At 41.9% G+C, this 19,778-nt stretch carries 20 protein-coding genes; all 20 read left to right on the top strand.

Translation table 11 applies throughout. The annotated features are described in order from the left end of the window. The first annotated feature begins 492 nt into the window (after positions 1–492). The 20 genes from cotD to MKY62_RS17855 all read left to right on the top strand — a co-directional run bounded on the left by cotD (position 493) and on the right by MKY62_RS17855 (position 19,767). Positions 493–717 (top strand): spore coat protein CotD, encoded by a 225-nt coding sequence (gene cotD / locus MKY62_RS17950; RefSeq protein ID WP_006637235.1) that lies wholly within the window; start codon positions 493–495, stop codon positions 715–717. A gap of 216 nt (positions 718–933) precedes the next feature. After that, positions 934–1,242 (top strand): hypothetical protein, encoded by a 309-nt coding sequence (locus tag MKY62_RS17945; protein WP_016886543.1) that lies wholly within the window; start codon positions 934–936, stop codon positions 1,240–1,242. 26 nt (positions 1,243–1,268) lie between these two features. Further along, entirely contained in the window at positions 1,269–1,643 is a 375-nt protein-coding gene (locus MKY62_RS17940; protein ID WP_011198314.1) for an HNH endonuclease, read from the top strand. Between the two features lie 230 nt (positions 1,644–1,873). After that, complete coding sequence (locus MKY62_RS17935; protein ID WP_011198313.1) at positions 1,874–2,389, top strand: phage terminase small subunit P27 family; 516 nt, start codon at positions 1,874–1,876, stop codon at positions 2,387–2,389. Then, positions 2,386–4,095 (top strand): terminase TerL endonuclease subunit, encoded by a 1,710-nt coding sequence (locus MKY62_RS17930; protein WP_016886544.1) that lies wholly within the window; start codon positions 2,386–2,388, stop codon positions 4,093–4,095. Before MKY62_RS17935 ends, MKY62_RS17930 begins: the two co-directional genes overlap by 4 nt. A gap of 12 nt (positions 4,096–4,107) precedes the next feature. After that, positions 4,108–4,299: a DUF1056 family protein gene (locus tag MKY62_RS17925; RefSeq protein WP_035316082.1), complete on the top strand. Its 192-nt coding sequence runs from the start codon at positions 4,108–4,110 to the stop codon at positions 4,297–4,299. Beyond that, positions 4,300–5,610 carry a phage portal protein gene (locus MKY62_RS17920; protein WP_016886546.1) on the top strand — a complete coding sequence of 437 codons (1,311 nt, stop codon included), beginning with the start codon at positions 4,300–4,302 and terminating at the stop codon, positions 5,608–5,610. Then, positions 5,555–6,286, top strand: a complete 732-nt coding sequence (locus MKY62_RS17915; protein ID WP_016886547.1) for a head maturation protease, ClpP-related — start codon at positions 5,555–5,557, stop codon at positions 6,284–6,286. The genes MKY62_RS17920 and MKY62_RS17915 overlap by 56 nt, the downstream gene beginning before the upstream one ends. 69 nt (positions 6,287–6,355) lie before the next feature. Next, the gene (locus MKY62_RS17910) at positions 6,356–7,639 is read left to right on the top strand and encodes a phage major capsid protein (protein WP_025805204.1); all 1,284 of its coding nucleotides are present in this window, start codon (positions 6,356–6,358) and stop codon (positions 7,637–7,639) included. A gap of 24 nt (positions 7,640–7,663) precedes the next feature. Continuing rightward, positions 7,664–8,101, top strand: coding sequence for a collagen-like protein (locus MKY62_RS17905; protein WP_029326520.1), 438 nt, complete (start codon positions 7,664–7,666; stop codon positions 8,099–8,101). Positions 8,102–8,111: 10 nt separating this feature from the next. Then, complete coding sequence (locus tag MKY62_RS17900) at positions 8,112–8,414, top strand: head-tail connector protein (protein ID WP_016886549.1); 303 nt, start codon at positions 8,112–8,114, stop codon at positions 8,412–8,414. Continuing rightward, positions 8,404–8,712: a phage head closure protein gene (locus MKY62_RS17895; protein ID WP_016886550.1), complete on the top strand. Its 309-nt coding sequence runs from the start codon at positions 8,404–8,406 to the stop codon at positions 8,710–8,712. The genes MKY62_RS17900 and MKY62_RS17895 overlap by 11 nt, the downstream gene beginning before the upstream one ends. After that, the gene (locus tag MKY62_RS17890; protein ID WP_016886551.1) at positions 8,712–9,110 is read left to right on the top strand and encodes an HK97-gp10 family putative phage morphogenesis protein; all 399 of its coding nucleotides are present in this window, start codon (positions 8,712–8,714) and stop codon (positions 9,108–9,110) included. Before MKY62_RS17895 ends, MKY62_RS17890 begins: the two co-directional genes overlap by 1 nt. Continuing rightward, complete coding sequence (locus MKY62_RS17885) at positions 9,107–9,490, top strand: hypothetical protein (protein WP_003185344.1); 384 nt, start codon at positions 9,107–9,109, stop codon at positions 9,488–9,490. Before MKY62_RS17890 ends, MKY62_RS17885 begins: the two co-directional genes overlap by 4 nt. 14 nt (positions 9,491–9,504) lie before the next feature. Continuing rightward, positions 9,505–10,122: a major tail protein gene (locus MKY62_RS17880; RefSeq protein ID WP_016886552.1), complete on the top strand. Its 618-nt coding sequence runs from the start codon at positions 9,505–9,507 to the stop codon at positions 10,120–10,122. Between the two features lie 52 nt (positions 10,123–10,174). Then, the gene (locus tag MKY62_RS17875; RefSeq protein ID WP_003185339.1) at positions 10,175–10,537 is read left to right on the top strand and encodes a hypothetical protein; all 363 of its coding nucleotides are present in this window, start codon (positions 10,175–10,177) and stop codon (positions 10,535–10,537) included. A 208-nt stretch (positions 10,538–10,745) separates the two neighbouring features. Then, the gene (locus MKY62_RS17870) at positions 10,746–15,215 is read left to right on the top strand and encodes a phage tail tape measure protein (protein ID WP_016886553.1); all 4,470 of its coding nucleotides are present in this window, start codon (positions 10,746–10,748) and stop codon (positions 15,213–15,215) included. Then, positions 15,215–16,051, top strand: a complete 837-nt coding sequence (locus MKY62_RS17865; RefSeq protein ID WP_016886554.1) for a phage tail family protein — start codon at positions 15,215–15,217, stop codon at positions 16,049–16,051. Before MKY62_RS17870 ends, MKY62_RS17865 begins: the two co-directional genes overlap by 1 nt. A gap of 12 nt (positions 16,052–16,063) precedes the next feature. Next, positions 16,064–17,776, top strand: coding sequence for a phage tail protein (locus MKY62_RS17860; RefSeq protein ID WP_016886555.1), 1,713 nt, complete (start codon positions 16,064–16,066; stop codon positions 17,774–17,776). A 35-nt stretch (positions 17,777–17,811) separates the two neighbouring features. Then, a complete protein-coding gene (locus MKY62_RS17855) occupies positions 17,812–19,767 on the top strand; it encodes a right-handed parallel beta-helix repeat-containing protein (RefSeq protein WP_016886556.1) in 1,956 nt (651 codons plus the stop codon). Positions 19,768–19,778 lie beyond the last annotated feature (11 nt).

Genomic DNA, 19,778 nt, shown 5'->3' with positions numbered 1-19,778 from the left:
ATTATATGAAGTATGTTTTTTGGACATGCTGCCTTACAATGCTTGGCTTCCTACCGAAGTATGTGTAAGGCGCAAATTTGAATAAGCGTTTAGCGTAAGGAGGAATTGTACAACTAAGATAAGAGGACAGTCCAAGACTGGACTATCGAGTATTATGGTATTAAGCGAGTAGACAAGTTTATTTTTTAAAATTTATTGCATAAAATAAAATACATCGAGAATTACCCCTTTTTTCAAGAGGTATCCTGAAGGATGCTTCTTGTTTTTTTGAATGAATTCGAATAGACAAGCTGCAAATATGGATCGAAATCATAATAACTTCTCTCCTTTCAGTTTAAGTATCCTTAAAAAATTTTTGAGGATGCTTTTTTTGATTTAGGCTGTGGATAGTACTCGATCGGACAAATATGGGTGATTGTAATGGTACATGTATACACTGTTTATCATAGTTTAATAATGAATATGATCAATGAATGAAAGGAGAGCTTAGTCATGTTTCATTGCAAACCAAATGTGATGCCGCCAATTGTACACCCGACTAATTGTTGTCAAACTCATACTTTTTCTAAAACAATTGTGCCGCATATTCATCCGCAGCATATAACAAATGTGCATCATAAGCATTTCCAGCATGTGCATCAATATCCACACACTTATTCTAGTTACGATCCTGTTACACACTCTCATACTCATTGTGGTAAACCATGTTGTAACTAGTGGGATTAAACAATGACTGTATGGTTTACAGTGCATCATCATATATAGCACCCAACTGGGTGCTTTTTTATGTTCTCTGTAAACCGGGTCCAGTAAATCTCAGAATAAACGATTGGCGGCCAATGAGAGCCTCTGAGTGTGGGCCCGGTTTAGAAAGAATATACCAGGCGCTTTCCCAAACGAGAGGGCGTTTTTTATTTGAGGGAGATGATCCAAATGGAATCGAAATGCAAGCATTGCGGTGAGGTTAATGGAGTTTTATTGCGAGAGGAGAAAAGGGAGAATGGCGTTGAAATTGGGTATATTCAATGCCCCGCCTGCCAGCATAGGGCCGTGTTTTCTGTGACTACCCCACAAATTAGAGTCCTCCAAAAGCGTATTAGAGGTGTAAAGAACCAATATGCGAAAGCCAAGAGGCTAAAGAAAGCCGAGCGCCTTTTGACAGAGTATTTCAATTTAAAGGAGCGTATTGGCCTACTTATGCAGCCTTTAGTCGAGCAAGCAAATGAAGATCTGAATCAATAAGTGTTTGAAACTGAAGGAGGATTACAATGCCGCCTAAACCATTAAGGGAGTGCAAGGCCTATGGGTGTAAGGCCCTTACCCGAGAGGGCTACTGCCCTGACCATAAGCACGTCCAGCAGGAGGAAACGAAACATTACAACAAACATTCAAGAAACAAAACATTAACAAGTTTTTATAAATCAACAGATTGGAAACGAACAAGAGAACTTGTTTTGCTTCGAGACAATCGTCTTTGCCAGCGATGCTTGAGAGAACATCGATTCACTCCTGCCGACATGGTCCATCATATTGTGGAGGTGAAGCAGGACTGGTCCAAGCGTTTAGACTTTTCAAACCTTGAAAGTCTCTGCAATGCTTGCCATAACAAGGTTCACGGCGACCGAAGCAAGTCGGTCAAGTAGGGATACCCCCCTATGAAAATCCTTGGGAAGCAACCGCCCCGGGAACGGCGCCCCATCTTCTGCAAACAAACACCGCTTTTCAAAGTTTCCAAAAACGCAAAGAACCCTCCCGGCACATTTGCCGAGAGGGCTTGATATGACTGGTTTTGTTGTTGCTTTCATCATAGCATGAGATTGAGAAAAAACAAGCGCAAAATTGCAATTTTTTTAATAGAAATGAGGTGAAAAACATGCCGAGACCTGCAAAATCCGCAGCCCTTCAATTAATACAGGGCAATCCAAATAAAAAGAATACGAAAGAGCTTGCAGCCAGGGCCAAACATGAAAAAAAGTTGAAAATGCGCTCTGAAAATATCAAACCGCCTACCTGGCTGGATAAGGTGGCTAAAAAAGAATTTAAGCGGATTGCTGCTCTTTTATCTGAGGTGGAAATTATGACGGAGGCGGATATCAGCATGTTAGCCGCCTATTGTAATGCCTATTCTCAGTACATTTCTATTACAAAAATTATTGAGGAAGACGGCATCATGATTCATACAGAGGGTCAAGGTGAAAACGGGAAGCCGGTCAAGTTGATTGGAGAAGAGCATCCCCTACTGAAACGACAGAAAAACTTCTATGATCAAATGAAATCGGCTGCTAATGATTTCGGACTCACACCGTCTGCACGTGCCAAGCTCGCGATCACGAAAACCCAGGAAGAACGGGAGAAGACTTTAGCAGAAAAGGAGTTTAGTAATGTATGAATACAATTAAACAGTTTATGATTGATTACTCGCGCGATGTGATATCGGGCGAGATTGTTGCGTGCGAAAAGCATATATGGGCTTGTCAGCGGTTTTTAAATGATATTAAAAGAGAAGGAACAAGAGAGTTTCCTTACGTGTTTGACGATGAAAAAGCCCGTCGCTTTCTTTACTGGATGACGCAATTCAAACATACAAAAGGGCCATTAGCTGGTGAAAACATAGTTCCAGATCGTATTCAAATCTTTATTTTCGGTAATGTTTATGGCTGGATTCATAAAGATACAGGATACCGCCGTTTTACAAAAGTGTATTGGCAGGTTGGCCGTAAAAATGCAAAGACTCAGAGTCTAGCATGTGTTGCATCCTATGAAGCAATGGCAAACAATGAGAAAATGTCTGAAGTTTATATAGGGGCAACAAAGACGGAGCAGGCTCAAATATGTTGGAAGGAGATAAAAGCCCAAATAGAAGGGTGCGAACTTCTAAACAAACCTGAGCAAAAATACAGGATTGCATACAGCACCATTGAACACCCAAAAACAAATTCAACCATCAAAGCTTTATCTAAAGATGCAGGGAAGACCGGTGACGGATTTAACCCGCAATGCGGCATAATCGATGAATATCATGCTCATAAAACGTCAGAGATTTACGATATCCTGGAGTCGGGGATGGGCGCAAGAACGCAGCCGATCATGGTTATTATCACGACAGCGGGGCACGAGTTAAACAATCCGGCCTATCGTGTGGAGTATGATTATGTTTCACGTCTTCTCGATCCAAACAAAGTAGAGACAAATGAACAGTATTTTGTCATGGTGAACGAAATAGATAAAGACGATGACATAAAGGATGAAAGGAATTGGATAAAGGCTAATCCGATATTAGCTTCTCATGAAGTTGGGAAAAAATATTTGCGAGATCGTCTTGAAATGGCTCTGGCTGTTCCTGAAAAGATGAGGGATTTCCTGACCAAGAATATGAATGTTTGGGTTAATATGCGCGACGGTGGATACATGGATATGCAGGCTTGGAAGGATTGCGGATCTGATCAGTTCCCTAATCTATCCGGCCGTGAGTGCTATGTAGGGATTGACTTGTCAAAACGAATTGACCTGACAGCTGTCTCGTTTATTTTCCCATTGGATAATGGGAGCTTTGCTGTAGAGAGTCACGGTTTTATGCCAGAAGATACATTTTATGAGCGTATCAAGACTGATAACGTCCCGTATGATCTGTGGAGGGATAAGAACTGGCTAACCGTTACGGACGGCGCTGTTGTCGATTATGACTATATCAGAACCTACATTAAAAAAATGGAGAAAGAGAAAGGGTGGCGAATCAAAGAAATTGGTTACGATCCGTATAATGCTACTCAATTTGCCCAACAGATGGAGGCGGACGGATATGTGATGGTTGAAATTCGGCAGGGTGTTGCCACATTATCTGAACCAACGAAAGACTTCCGTGAAAAAGTAAAGGCCAAGAAGATCATTCACAATAAAAATGATCTGCTGACATGGGCCATGGGGAATGCCGTTACAAAAGTAGATGCCCAAGAAAACATAATGCTGGACAAGTCAAAGTCAACACAACGGATTGACCCGGCGGCTGCGCTTATCAATGCACACGTGCGGGCATCTCAAATTGATACGGCCGTTGATTTAAACGCTTATATACAATCCGGATCGTTCAGCCTGTAGGGGGTGGGAATGCTGAAATTTTTAAGATTCTTGCAGTTGATTTTAGAGGATATCTTGCTCATCGCAGGCATGGTATTCATTTCAATAGCAATATATCGGATGAACGTAAACGCGGGTTTAATTGCAACCGGTGTTTTTTTATTTTCTCTTGCCAGCTTGGCAGGATTTGTTCGTCAAAAAAATAAGGATGAGGGAGGGAAATAGATGCTATTAAGCTGTTTAAAGAGCGGAATAAAAAATGAAATTGCTGAAGAGGATAGCGGTTCCCTTCTCCATCCGGTTGATTGGTTCAAAAATATTTTTGCTGGATCTGAAAGCGCATCTGGTGAAAGGGTATCAACAAAAACGGCCGTTCTTCATCCGGATGTATATGCCTGTGTGATTGTTTTGGCGGATGATATTGCGAAACTGCCGATTAAACTTTTTCAGAATCAAAATGGAAACATACAACAGGTTCAAAATAAAGTCAGCGATATCATTCTGAACAAAGTCAATGACTATATGACAAGCTTTGTGTGGAAGCGGCTTTTGGTTACAAGGCTTTGCACTTGGGGAAACAGCTACAACCTTTTACTTTTTGATAAAGACGGAAATGTGACGGGGATCAGACCATTAGATCCTGAAGCGACAAATACGAATATTGATCCAAATAACGGCCGGGTATGGTATTCAACCACACTTGACGGCAAGTACCGTGAATTTTTTTACGAAGAGGTACTGCATTTTAAAAACCTGTCTCTTGATGGAATTGTAGGTCAAACCCCGATTTCAGTTATTCGGGACAATATAGGGTCAAATAGAGCTGCCACAAAATTTAATGCGAAATTTTACAAGAATGGCGGCGCACCGTTTGGCGTTGTAAAAGCGCCGACCCTTTTAGACCGAAAAAGTAAACAAATTCTTAGGGAAGACTGGGAGCGGGTGAATGCGGGGCAGTCTATTGCAGTTTTAGACGCAGGGCTCGATTATTCACAAGTAACAATGCCTATGAAGGATGCCCAATTTATAGAGTCGATGAAATGGAACCGCCAGCAGATTGCATCGATTTATAAGGTGCCGCCTCATAAAATAGGTGAGCTTGATCGGGCGACATTTTCAAATATTGAGCAACAATCCTTAGATTATGTCAAAACCACTTTACAGCCAATCGTCACAAATATTGAACAAGAATTAAACGATAAGGTTTTGACAGAGAAGCAGCGGGGAGCAGGCTATTACTTTAAATTTAACCTGGAATCAGAGCTTCGCGGGGATAGTAAATCACGTGCTGAATTTTATAAAACGATGCAAAGCGTAGGCGCCTTTAGCGTCAATACTATTCTTCAAAAAGAGGACATGACAGGTATCGGGGAGATCGGCGATGAGCATTATGGAAACTTAAACCTTGTTCCCCTTTCAATTATGAAAGAGTATCAACTTAGCAAGGTCAAACGGTCTTCAAATCGCCTGAAAGGGGGTGATGGCAACGGAACAGAAGAAGAAAAACAAGTATTGGAACATGAAGGTTCTGAATGATTCGACTGCTGAAATCACGCTTTACGGTTCTATTACTGGCGAAGGATGGTTTAGCGAGAGCTCGTCCAAGGCCTTTCAGGCTGAGTTGAAAAGTTTAGGTGACGTGAGCTCTATTGATTTGTACATTAATTCGCCCGGTGGGGATGTTTTCGAGGGGCAGGCTATTCATTCGATGCTTCAGCGTCACAAGGCAAAAATCAATGTCTATGTGGATGCACTGGCTGGAAGTATTGCTTCTGTCATTGCAATGGCGGGGGACATCATCACGATGCCAAGTAACGCCATGATGATGATTCACAACCCATACATGGGGATGGTCGGGAATGCAGCGGAATTCCGGAAGGCTGCCGATGATCTGGACAAAATTACTGAAAGTATCGTTTCCACATATCTTGCGAAAGCAGGAGACAAACTGGACGACGGGACTTTACGCCAGCTTCTGGATGAGGAAACCTGGCTCACCGCCGATGAAGCTTTAAATTATGGCTTGATCGATATGGTTTCAGAATCAAAGGATGTAGCAGCCTGCATTGATCATCAGGTACTGGCACATTTTAAACATGTTCCGGGCAAAATTGTTGCTCAATCCGCTGCTGGAAGTCCGGCTGAAGAAACTAAGCCGGATGAAGTATTAAAACAAAAGATCACTATGAAACTTGAACTCTTAAATCTTTAAGGGTTCTTTTTTTATGCCATTTTTAAGGAGGACAAGCATTTGAAAAAGCTATCGAAACAAAAAAGCCTATTGAAGCAGAAAAAACCTTTGAAACTCGATATTCAATTTTTCGCCGGTGGCGGAATGTCTAAAAAAGAACGGGAGTTGCGCCAAGCCTTGGCGGAAAAACGTACAGACATTGAAGCATTGACCGATGAGGGCAAACTTGATGAAGCCAAAAAACTACTTGCAGAGGCTCAACAAATTAAAGATCAAATTCAAACATATGAGGATTTACGAAACATGCAGGTTTCATATGCACAAGAAGAGCCGCAGCATGATCCAGAGGCAAAGAACCCGCAACAGCCAACGGATGATATCGCCAAAACAGATGCGAAAAATCATGTTCAGCTTTTTGCATCTGCCCTTAGAACAGGCAAAGTACCACAGCCTCTTGCCGCGATGAAAGAAGGTGTGGATGAGGACGGCGGGCTTATTGTACCGCAGGATATCTCCACGAAAATAAATGAAAAACGACGTCAATTTGATACGTTGGCAAATCTAGTCGATGTCATTCCGGTATCAACAAACAAAGGGTCAAGGGTTCTTGAAAAACTAGCGGATATCACCCCGTTAGTAAATCTTGAGGAATTAGCAGATATTGAAGAATTAGAGAACCCTAAATTTGAAAACATAAAGTATAGCATTAAAGACTATGCAGGGATTTTGGTCCTCTCAAATGATTTACTTGCGGATACTCAAGAGGCGCTTTTGGAGTATCTCTCCAATTGGCTCGCTAAAAAATCGGCTGTAACCCGCAATACATTGATTCTTGAACAATTGGGTTCACTTGCGAAAACGACAATATCGAAACAGGACGACATTAAAGACATTCTCAATGTCAAACTTGATCCGGCTATTAATGCCACGACTAAGGTTGTCACGAACCAATCGGGATTTAACGTGTTAGATAAACTGAAAGACGCTTTCGGCCGTTACTTGCTTCAGCCGAACCCTACTGATCCAACTAAAAAATTATTGTTCGGTAAGCCGGTATCCGTCATTTCTGATAAGTATTTGCCAAACGGCGGTACAAAAACGACTCCAAAATATCCATTAATCATTGGAGATCTTAAAGAAGCTGTCAAACTCTTTGATCGTCAGCAATATTCCATTTTAACGACAAATGTCGGTGGTAAAGCATTCTATCGTAACTCTACAGATATGCGAATCATTGAACGTGAGGACGTCGTTCTTTGGGATACTGATGCGGTGGTCTATGCAGAATTTTCATCTATTAAAGATGCCGTTCCTGACAATGAAACTCCAAGTACCAATAACACAGAAGATAAATCAGTTGACGTTGGAAAATAAAAAAATTGAAAAGGATGATGAGATATGGCAGATCAATTTTTAAACCAAAGTAACGGAGTCTATACTTCTGCAGAGGACGACGGTACAGGAAAGCCGGTAACACCGGTTTATTTGAAAGGAAACAGCGAGGATAATCCTTTGTACATTAAGGGAATGCAGGGGGAACCTGGGCCGCAGGGACCTCAAGGGCCAAAAGGGGACAAAGGAGATACCGGCCCGCAAGGTCCACAGGGAGAGCCAGGACCCCAAGGTCCGAAAGGTGATAAAGGTGATCCGGCTGACATTGGGGAGAAAAGTATCCTACATGAAATGCTTGCGGACAAGTCTGTTAGAAGCAACAACCTCGGAACCGGCAGCGTCATGTTGGACAACTTAAACAGCGAAGTAAAGGCTGTTTTAGATGGTTTACAAAAGCAAATTGATGAATTAAAGGTGGCGGAACATCTAGCTAACGAAGGATAGGTGATGCCCTATGACTGAAATGGAACAAAAAGAGCTTGAAGAGGCGAAAAAATTCCTCCGGGTCGATGGTGATCTGGAGGATGATTTAATTCTTGGGTTTATCGCTTCTGCAAAAGAATACATTACAGCTGCAACCGGGTTGGAGTTTCCTAATAATTCAGCGCGGGCTGATATGTGTGTAAAGGCTTTTGTTACGCATTGGTATGAAAACCGGGAAGTGGCCGGCACGACTTCAAATCTTGATGGAGTTCTGACAACGTTGATCAATCAATTAAAATATACGGTTCCGGAGACTGATTCCAATGCTGAATGACATGAGGTACCGGATAAAGTTTCAAAAGAAAAAAGAAGGCGGCCGTCTTCCTGTGGAAGGTGACTATGAAACGGTCGTTGAATGCTGGGCAAAAGCCGAAGGGCTAAAAGGTCGGGAATATTACGCGGCGGCCGCGGTGCAGAAGGAGAAGACAATAAAATTTACGATCCGACACCGCGAGGATATCGACGAACATATGCGGATTCTTTTTCAGAATCAATTGTATGAAATTGAATCTATCATACCGAACTATTCCCGGAAAAATTTCACCATGATTAGGGCAAAGGCGGTGGAATAATGAAGATCGAAATGGAAATGCAGGGCTTTAAAGAATTAGATTCATATTTAAGCTCTCTTGCAAGGGAAAATGAATCGATAAATAAAGCCACTGTAAAAGCTGGTGGCGCGATTCTTGCGAAGGAAATTAAAAAGAATGCTCCCCGTTCTAATATTGGGGGGAGCCATCCCCACATTGATGAAGATATTATCGTTGGTAATCGTACGAGAAAGGATCCCGATGGTGAGATATATGCAGTGGTTGGTCCTACAAAAGATACGAAGTTCCGTGTCCACTTGCCTGAATTCGGAACCATTCATCAGCCGGCTAACCCGTCTATTCAGCGGAGTATGCTAAGTGCCAATGAGAGGATGCTTCAGGCGATGGCAAGCGTTATAAAAAGAGGGTACAAGCTATGAATGTAGCGGAAAGAGCTTTGCAATTAAAAAATAAAGTATTTGAAGCGCTGGAAACTGATCCGGCGCTTTTATTATTGGCTGATCCTGCAAACATTTTTGAACTTGCGGTGCCGATTGGCATCAAAAGCAAACCAGCTTATATCGTCGTACAGGAATTGGACTACAGAACTACCAAGTGGGCTGATGGAAAGCCGATCAAGGACAGCGCTGTCTATCAAATTGATGTATACAACGATTCATCCTGCGATCAGATTTTGGCTGCCGTTATAGGGGTCATGAATCGAATGGATTTTCAAACAGGAATTTTAATCAATGACTTTTTAAAAGATGAGGGTCTTATTCGGAAGGGACGCCGATTTGAGGCCAATATTTTAATATAATTGGAGGTTTTAGAATGCCTGAATACAGTTCAGTTACCGGATTGGAAGGCGTTAAATTTGCGCCTTTAAAAAAGGAAAATGGCTTTTATGTGGCTACAAAAATTATTGATTACCCTTACGCAATTAACGCGAAGGTCAATACGGAAACATCAACAGAAAAGCAGTATGCAGACAACAAACTGGTGGATATGGCTGTCACGACTGGTTCCACAAAATTGGAGCTTGAAATGCGGGATCTGCCAATGGAAATTTTGGAGGAATTGTTTGGGATAGAAGAAACAGACGGGATCTATATGTTCAAAAAGAATGTTATCGCGCCATGGGTTGCTATGTCTTTCTATGGGCCAAAAGCCAACGGCAAGAATCGCCATGTAGGCTTAGTGAAAGGGCGTTTTTCTCTTCCGGATGATGAATGGAAAACAAAAGAAGAAAAGACTGATTTTCAGACGGTCAAACTTTCTGCTGAATTTATGGAGCGCGAACAAGACAACGCCTATAAAGTATTGGCTGATGAGGACGCACCGAATTTCAATTTGGACAAGTTTTATGAAAAAGTGTTTGGCAATGCTTATAAAAATCCGGACTCAGGCCCTGATAATAAATCCAGCGTAGACATTGGAAAGACAGTATAAAGGGAAGCTCTATGCTTCTTTTTAAATCTAACAAAATAAAGGAGGAGTCAACATGGCTCAAAAACATATTTCTATTAAATTATGGTTTGAAGAAGAAGGAAAATATAAAACGTTTATTGCTCCCCGTACAAACACAAAGACGTTGTTTGAAGCCTTAAAGTTAGATGAGACAGCTTCTAAAGCAAAAAATCTTAAAGAAGTACTCAAAAGCCTTGAGGATCGTATGAAATTCATTGTACGGGTATTTCACAATCAATTTACTTTAGAGGATTTTCAAGAAGGATTACAGTCCTTTGAAGTTTCCGATGAAGTAAGGCGAATTATGGGAGAAATCATGGGCTATGAAGAACCAGATGAGGAAGAAGATTTTTTGCCAGCAGCGGAAACGGAGGACTTACAGTTGAAAACGGAATAGAACAGCTCAATGATATATATGCGACCCTTTTAAAACAGGGATGGACCATGACTGAAATTGACGAGATGGATATTTACCATTACTTAGAAGTCCTGGCTCATGAAAATAAACCAAAAGTTGTTCCAATTGATCAAGTATTTTTCTAAGACTGGCTTTATCGCCGGTCTTTTTTCGTTGAGTTTATGCCAGGGAAGCGGGGTGGATACATATGGCGCAACCTATCGGAAATATGATTGTTAAAGTAGGCCTTGATGATACTGGCTTTAATCGTGGAATCGAAGGTTTAAAGCGGCAAATGCGTTTAGCGAATTCGGAAATGAAAGCATCTGGTGCAGTTTATAAAGCTGCGGGCAATCAGTCTAAGTTTCTTCAATCGCAAATAGAAGGACTCAATAATAAATACCGCATACAAGGCCGTTTAGTTGATGAGCATCGGGCAAAATACAATAAGCTGGTCAGAGAAAAAGGGCTGGATAATCGAGAAACACAGATACAAGGCCGTCGGCTGAATGATGCAATTGCCGTTCATCAAAGCCTTGGGAATGAACTGCAACGAGTAACAAAACAATTTGAAAATACCACAAACAGCACCCGGCGAGCAGCGGGTGTTTTTTCTGTGTTTAAGCGCAATTCAGGAGAAGTATCTAAAGAGTTAAACGCAGTATATCAATCAGCCTCAACCGCTGGAAAGGCTCTTTCTGCTCTCGGTGCAGCGGGATCGTTTGGAATTGGAATGACTGTTAAAGCTGCCGCTGATTTTGAAAAAGCGATGAGTCGTGTCGGTGCTTTAGCAAATGCGACAAACGACCAGATGGCTGATCTTACAAAAACAGCTCGTCATTTAGGGGCGACAACTCAATATACTGATGGCCAAGTTGCAGAAGGTATGCAGTATCTTGCGATGGCCGGATATAAAACAAATCAAATTATTGGGGCTATGCCTGGTCTTCTTGCGACTGCTGCAGCCGGTCAAACAGACCTTGGAGTTACGGCCGATATCGTTTCTGACATTTTGACTGAATTTCATATCAAGGCTGAAGATACAAACCGTGTTGCGGATGCCATGGCGTATACTTTCACCAACTCAAACGCCACCCTGCAAGAGATCGGCCAAACGATGAAATATGCGGCTCCGGCAGCAAAAACGGCAGGACTCAGCATGGAAGAATTAGCAGCAGCGACAGGCATTATGGCAAATAGCGGGATCAAGGCTGATATGGCAGGAACAGCTTTGCGAGCTACACTGACCCGTTTATCATCTCCACCAAAACAAGCCGGAAATGCGATCGATGAATTAGGTTTGAAGGTAACCGATTCGACAGGGAAACTGCGACCACTTGCGGATATTATCGGCCAGATCAATGAGAAAACAAAAGATTATACCGAAACTGAAAAAATTCGAATTGCAAAACAGTTGGCTGGGCAGCATGCTCTTTCTGGATTTATTACTTTAATGCACGCGGGAAAAGATAAGATTCAAGAATTCACAAAGGAAATCGAAGGAAGCGGCGGCACAGCTGAAAGAGTAGCCAAAAAGCAAATGGACAACCTGGCTGGCTCTATTGAGTATCTGAAATCTGCTACAAACAATGCTGTTATCACTTTTGGAAATCAGTTCTTGCCTGTTATCCGGGCTACAGCTGACGGACTAACAAAGCTTGTAACCTGGTTTGATTCATTGCCCCCTTCTGTGGCGAGTACCATTGCGATTACTGGCGGTGCAGTCACTGTATTTTCCCTCTTAGGCGGCGCGTTCTTACTGTTGCTTGGCTCTTTGCCAAAAGTAGCAGCAGGCTGGAATATGCTTCGGACCGCGGGCGGCTATTTAACGCGGAATGTAAATCAAGCATCGGGCAGCCTTGGCGTTTATTCTACGGAAGCCATTGCAGCGGGCGCAGCTTCCAGGACAGCGGCTGCAGGAATGACAACAACATCTGCGGCAGCGGCAGCAGCATCCACACGAATGGGGCGTTTTCATCAGTCAGCCAATCTGGCAACAACCAGAGTCGGGAGGCTTGAACAATCATCCAGCAGAAGTGCTAAAGCCATGCGAGGCCTAGGCGGTGCTTCACGTGTTGCCGGCGTTGGCCTTGGATTGTTTGGCGGGCCAGTTGGTTCAATTGCCGGGCTAATACTTTCATTTGCTCCTGAGCTCTTAAAATTCGGTGGGAATATTTTAAAGGTTGGAGCCAATGCAATTAAAGGCGCTGGCGGCTTTATGAAATTAGCAAAAAGCGGTTTTGGCCTATTCAACATTCTCAAAAAAGGAGCAGGAGTTGTCGGCCTTTTACGTGGCGGATTGAGCTTGTTAGGCGGTCCAGTTGGTCTTGCTATTACAGGTGTAACCCTTCTTACGGAAGCAGGTATGAACTATTATGACAACCTGAAGAAAAGGGTTCTTCCATCGACTATTGACTTTGGTAAAGGGGTTTCGAAGGCTACTGCAAAAGCTGTGAATGCTTATGAAGATATGAATACAAAAGTCACGGCTAAGCTTGAATATCTCCGTATAACCAATGCAAAAATCACCAAGAAAATAGCGGACGATGTCGCAACACAGTTTACAACGATGGGAGAGACTTTGAAAAAAGGATTCCAAACAAGCGCTGATTCAGCCACCAAGGTATTAAAGGAATTTTATGCTTCCAATGATAAAACCTCAGATAAGGAAGCAGCTAAGATTCTAAATAAAATTGAAGTTGGAAACCAAAAAAAACAAAAGAAAATACAAGGATACGTAGATCGTATTAGTAAGATTTATCGAAACGCCGCAAAAGAACATCGTAAGCTTACGGATAAAGAATATGAAGAAGTTACAAACATTCAAGGGAAAATGCTTGCCGAAATGGAGACGGCTCTTACTCGAAGCAAGGACGAGCAAATTAAAATTTCAAGGAAGCTGAAGGAAGAATCCTCTAACTTATCTGCTAAACAGGCTGCTGCTGTTGTGAAAAATAGTAATAAAGCAAAAGAAAAAACAATAAAAGCAGCCGAAAAGCAGCGCGATTCCGTTATTGCTGCTGCTGATGATCAGTATTATGTAAAAGGCACAATTTCAAAGAAAGAACACGATGACACTGTTGAAAAAGCAAGAAGCCAAGCCAAAAAAACAATTAAGGAAGCAGAAAAGACGCATAAAGGTGTAGTCAAGGAGGCAAAGCTTCAAGCTTATGGACATATTGGTCAGGTTGATTGGGAGACAGGTGAAATTCTTGAGGAATGGAATATTCATCTAAATGATTTAGCTGGGGTAATGAATAAGATCACTGGCTATATTAATAACGTTTTTGAATTTCTTCATATTCCTATTAAGATTCCGGAATGGAAGCCAAAGGGTTATCAAGATACTTCTAAAATGCAAATTGCGCCTGGTGCAAATTATGCGAAAGGTACAGATTTTCACCCTGGAGGAAAAGCGCTTGTCGGTGAAGAAGGATGGGAGTTAGCCCATACACCAGGCATCGGAACGTATGTAGTCGGTATGGGCGGCCCGCAAATCTGGGATCTCCCGCGTGGAACATCTGTACTTCCTCATGATGAGTCAAAAAAACTTGCTGCTTCGGGGATTCCTGGATATGCAGGCGGAGTCGGGAACTTTTTTAAAAAAGCTGCTGAAAGCTCTAAGAAAATGGTCAAAGGAGCTATTTCTTTCGGAAAAAGTGTTGTGGATAAAGTCGGGGATGTTAGTTCAAGTGCTATGGATTTTATAATTAACGGACCAAAAAAATTAATTAAAAAACTATTTAGTGGTCTGATCCCCTACAAAACAGGAAAAGGTATCGATATGTTAGGAACCGGTATACTTAAGACATTAAAAGATGGGACAGCTAAATTCCTGAAAGGAGTCATGCCAGAGTCGTCCACTTTTAAAGGAACTGGTGGAACGAAAGCCGTAAACAAGTGGGTTACAGAGGCTGTTGGTATAGCAGGGGTGCCACTTTCATGGATTCCAGGGCTTGTGACCATCGCCATGAAGGAAAGCGGCGGAAATCCGAACGCCATCAACTTATGGGATTCTAACGCCAAAGCCGGACATCCAAGTCAGGGCTTGATGCAAACGATTCCGTCCACTTTCAATGCCTATAAGTTTCCGGGTCATAATAACATCTTAAATCCTGTAGACAACATTCTTGCAGCCATTAACTATATCAAGGCACGCTATGGAGATATATCAAATCATCCGGGTTTGAAATCAATGGCCCGGGGTGGCGGCTATGTTGGTTATGCAAAAGGAGGTATCTCACCTGGTCGTGGCGGCGCTAAATGGGCCATTTTAAATGAACGGGGGTATGATGAAACAACAATCACGGAAGACCCTTCATACAGGGAGCGTAATATTGGGCTATGGGCTCGGATTGGTAGCAAACTTGGCGTACTTCCGGATTTACAGGATGGGATGATTTCAAAAGCACTTCTCCTGCTTCAAAAAGTTTCGGAAAAGCCCAAACAGCAGCTACCACCGCCTAATGATTTTTCTGTAGACATCAGCCGTGTTGTAAAGAATCAAGAAAAACAAATCAGTATGATGGCAAAGCAAATTGATTTTCTAAATAAAAATGTACAGCTTTTGCAGGAGATTTTATTAAAGGACAGCAACACATATCTTGATGGCAGAAAAATTGACCAATCAGCCGGGGATCGGTTTACTCGAACTTCATTTATAAACGGGGTGAGATAGTGAAATTATTCCTTGATTACGATAATGGCCTTGGGGAGCAGAGCTTAAAAAGCCTGCTTCCTTTTTTTGAACCTTTAAGCTTCACACCTGAAGCACCGGGGATTGAACGCGAGACAGTTAGCATCCCGAGAATAAACGGAGTTGTCCTTCCACAGCATCCAAGGGATGTCACATATAAAGAAAGAAAAATAACCGTTGAATTTTATTTAAATTCAATCATCGCTGAAAACTTTTATCAATTTAGACGGGAGCTTTACGCGCTTTTAGTTAAGCCGTTTCCCTATTATATCTCGACCGATTTATTGCCGAATCTCCGTTTTCGGGTAACTTGTGATGGAAATTTTAGTATCCCAAAAGAAAAGGAGAAAAACTTTGTAACGTTCACAGTTGAATTTAACAACATCACGGGACTGGAAGAATCGAAATTCACTTCTCTGACAAAGCAAAATTTTGACGTTGAGCATTGGAGCCCAGGCATGAACATTCAAATGCGTGACGATCTGGAATACAGGTTCAAAAATCGAAAGAGGTTTCAGGTTTATAACACTGGTGATGCCTATATCAATCCTTTGGAACATGACTACAATGTGACCTTATGGGCGGCCGGAAAAAATGTGACGATCATCAACCATACAAATGGTGAAAAGCTGAAAATTGAACAGGAATTAAAAAAATCACAGCATGTTTCTTTTATTAAGCAATACACAGTGATCAATAAAACACCTATCAAAACATCCGGCAGACTCCCGGGACTCGATATAGGAATGAATAAGTTTGAAATCTTGAATACCAATGATTTTGAAATCATATTTGATACCCGTTTCTACTACGCGTAAGGAGCATGCAATATGGCAAACACAGATTTTATAAAGGAAATTGCACCAGACGCCCAAAGAGTCTATAAAAAGTATGATATTCTCGCGTCTCTCATTATTGCTCAAGCCTGTTTAGAGAGCGGATGGGGTACAAGCGAGCTGGCGCAGAAAGGGAAAAACTTATTCGGCATCAAGGGGACTTATAACGGTCAATATGTTCTTATGTGGACGACTGAATATGATAAGAGCGGAAATGCAACCAAAGTACAAGCTCGCTTTCGAAAATATCCATCTTGGTATGAATCGATTCAGGATTTAGCCAAGTTGTATGTGAACGGAACGAGCTGGGATCCGAATCACTATAAAGCTGTAGTCGGCGAAAAAGATTACAAGAAGGCGAGTGCTGCACTTGTAAAATCTGGTTATGCGACTGACCCCAATTATGCGACAAAGTTGAATAATCTCATTCAAACCTACAAGCTAACACAATATGACACTGTGGGTGGGGTGCCAGAAGGACCTGACGAACCGGAAACACCGATACCTGATCCAGAAATACCAAGCAAGGAATATGACGGGAAAGACATTACACTCAATCAGAATCTGCCGTCAGATACCGATTTCCCACAGCTTCATGTGTCAACAAAAGACGGAAAAAAGGTTGTGGAAATAACGGGTGTGTCAGTTGATCTGACAGACGATACGACAGGTAAGAAGAGTTTTACCTTTACGATCACAAAAACGCAGGAGAACGGCACAGAATTTGATTTATTGGTGGACGATAACATACTTTATCTGGATGAGAAAAAATTTAAACATCAAAAATATTACATTACGGGTGTCGAACTTCATCAAGAGAAAAATGTTATTAGTAAAACCGTTACAGCAAGCCACATATTCACTGTGCTGCTTATTAACAACAGGATTCATGAAACTGTATCAAAGAAATTAAGATTGAGAGATGCGCTTGATTTTGCGCTGAAGAATACAGACTTCAAATATATTTTTAAGACGCCTGAGAGTGAATTTGAATCAGCAGATCAAGAAAATTTCGGTGATAAAAACTCGACAGAGCTAATGGATGAAATCATTGAGGATTATGGGATTGAAATAGACGTGGATAATTACAAAATTTATATCTACAAAAAGATGGGGAAACGGATTAATTTCACCCTAGATTCGCGCTATAATATGCCCGGCATTTCAATTACAACAAACTCGCAAAACAGTACAACACGTGCCTGGGGATACGGGGCCTTAAAAAAGGGGAGCAGTACTGATGACAAAAACCCTCAGTACGAGTTTGAGCCTATTTTATACATTCATCCAGACGAAAAGAAATTCTTGATTGAAGGGAAGCCACGCTGGGCTGAACCGATCAGGGATGAGCGCTATAAAAAAGCCAGCAGTATGATTTCTGCATTAAAAAGGCATGTGAATCCATATCCGGAAATGACGGTAGAAGCTGATTTCCAAAAAATCTATGAGCCGAAGCTTTTAGAGATCGAGCAAGATTTCTGGAAAGGCGACACCATCCATGTCTTGGCTGATACGGCGGATGGTATCACATTTGAAGATAATGTGAGACTTGTGTCCATCCAGTACAACCCTCTGAACCCATACAGCAGTCCGAAATTGACGTTTGCGAACTTCCGCAAAGATATCCAAAGCATAAATGTGGATCAAGCGAAAAGGCTTAGAGATCAAAAACGATATATTGACCAGCTTTTCAAAACGCTCAGGTAGGCGTTTTTTATTTTGCCAAAAAAGGAGTGAAAGAGATGCAGCGGCTGATAAAAGACTATGATCAAACCCGGAATTCCCGTTATCAAGCACAACTAAGAGCAGATATGCAAAGCATAGAAAACAGCTTGAATGAGCAAGAAAGACAGATTCAATCGCATCAAACATCAAAAAAAGCTCATACGTCTGATCAGATTGCTCACAGCAGCGGGCTTACAGTATCCCAAGAAATCGAAACTGCCAAAGCAAGGGCCAGAAATTTAGTGCTCAATGCCGATGGGACGAACATAAAAGAAGTTGTTGACGCGCGTGTTGATCGTAAGGGAACAATTTACCCGACTTTATGGGACCGTCTGGCTGCAGATGGGCAGTATATTGAAACGAGATTTAACTTTAAAAATGCGCTTAACTATGGTGCGGACCCGACCGGAAAAAGCCCATCTGCCTGGGCCATACAAAAGGCGCTGGATGAAATTCATCGAGAGGGTGGAGGCCAGCTTGTTATACCAGAAGGCATTTATTTAATTGAGAAGAGAATTTATATCTATGGGAACACCCGATTTACAATGTCTCCAAGCTGTGTATTACTTAGAGGTTGGGCGGGCGGATTTTTTGCCAATGGAACGCCGAATGATAAATTCACAGGCTATTCCGGAAGAGGCAACATCATTATTGAAGGCGGTATTTTAGACGGTAACTATGCCAATATAGACAAATACCCGACTACTGCGATGGACTCAATCATTTTAGGCCATGCAAATAATATTTGGATTGACCGCGTAACTTTCAAAGACACGATTACCGCCCATGCCATTGATGCCAATGGGATCAACAATCTCCAGATCACAAGGAGCAATTTTTTTGGATTCATAGACTTGAGCGGAAAACGCCCTTTCTCAGAAGCCATACAGCTTGGGGAATTTGTTGAAATGGGCGTCAATCAATTCGGAGCGTTTGACGGCACCCCTAATCAAAACGTTTATATCGCCCATAATCATTTTGGTAAATCTGAGTTGTTGGGCGGCTGGGGTTCTGCAATAGGAAATCACTATGCTGTTTATGATATTTTCCAAAAAAACATCACAATCTTTGACAATACGATTGAAGACTGTGGATTTGCAGGGGTAAGAACGTTTAAATGGGGCGAAGTTAAGATTTTAAACAATCGATTTAAGCGCAATAATGAATGTATTCGAATTTCCCAAGCAGCTGGAGGAATTGAAAGTTCTAAAAATGCTGCAGGAGTCCAAATGAATCGCCCCCAAAATGCACAAAACGTCTTGATTCAGGGAAATGATTTTTATGATTACAAGTCATACGGAATCTTATCGTTTGGGCAAATATATAACAACGAAGTCGCCTGGAGCGATGGCATTCGTATTTTTGGGAACTACTTTAAATTAAAAGCAAAAGAGATTGGTGAATATGACTATGAGCAAGCCATCAAATTAGTCTTTGCAAGAAATGCTTTCATCTCTGATAACCGGATTTTTGGGGGAAGAAGAGGGATGTGGATAGAAGGCTGTTACAACACCTTTATTGATCGAAATTATGTTTCCTGTGTTGATACAGAAGCAATCTACGTCGAAAAAAGCAGAGATAAAACTTCTACCGTGCCGAAATCATATCACTTTTCTATTGATCGAAACGAAATTAACACCACTGGCCGCAACGGTATTTTCATTCAAAACTGCGATCACTTTGATGTGAGAGATAATAATGTGATGAATACCAATAAAGAGCAAAGCAGTACGAGAGGGCGCGGCGGCATTTATGTGGAAAATGGATACGACGGACGGATTGAAAATAGCCGGATACGAGGCGTCGAGAAGGCGTTTGCCATTTTAGTAAAAGACGCTGCAACAGAGGTGAATGTCACCAACACAAAAGGAACTGGCCGCGTCATCGTTCAGGGAGATTCCAATTTTAACGGGTATTACGGGACAACAAAAGATGACTATATTAGAAAAATCAATACAAAAAGCAGCAGCTAATTGAAAGGGGA

It is taken from the genome of Bacillus sp. FSL R7-0646, assembly GCF_037969865.1.
GTDB classification, from domain to species: domain Bacteria; phylum Bacillota; class Bacilli; order Bacillales; family Bacillaceae; genus Bacillus; species Bacillus licheniformis.
The sequence above is the reverse complement of the archived record's forward strand: the minus strand, read 5'-3'. Positions and strand labels throughout refer to the sequence as shown.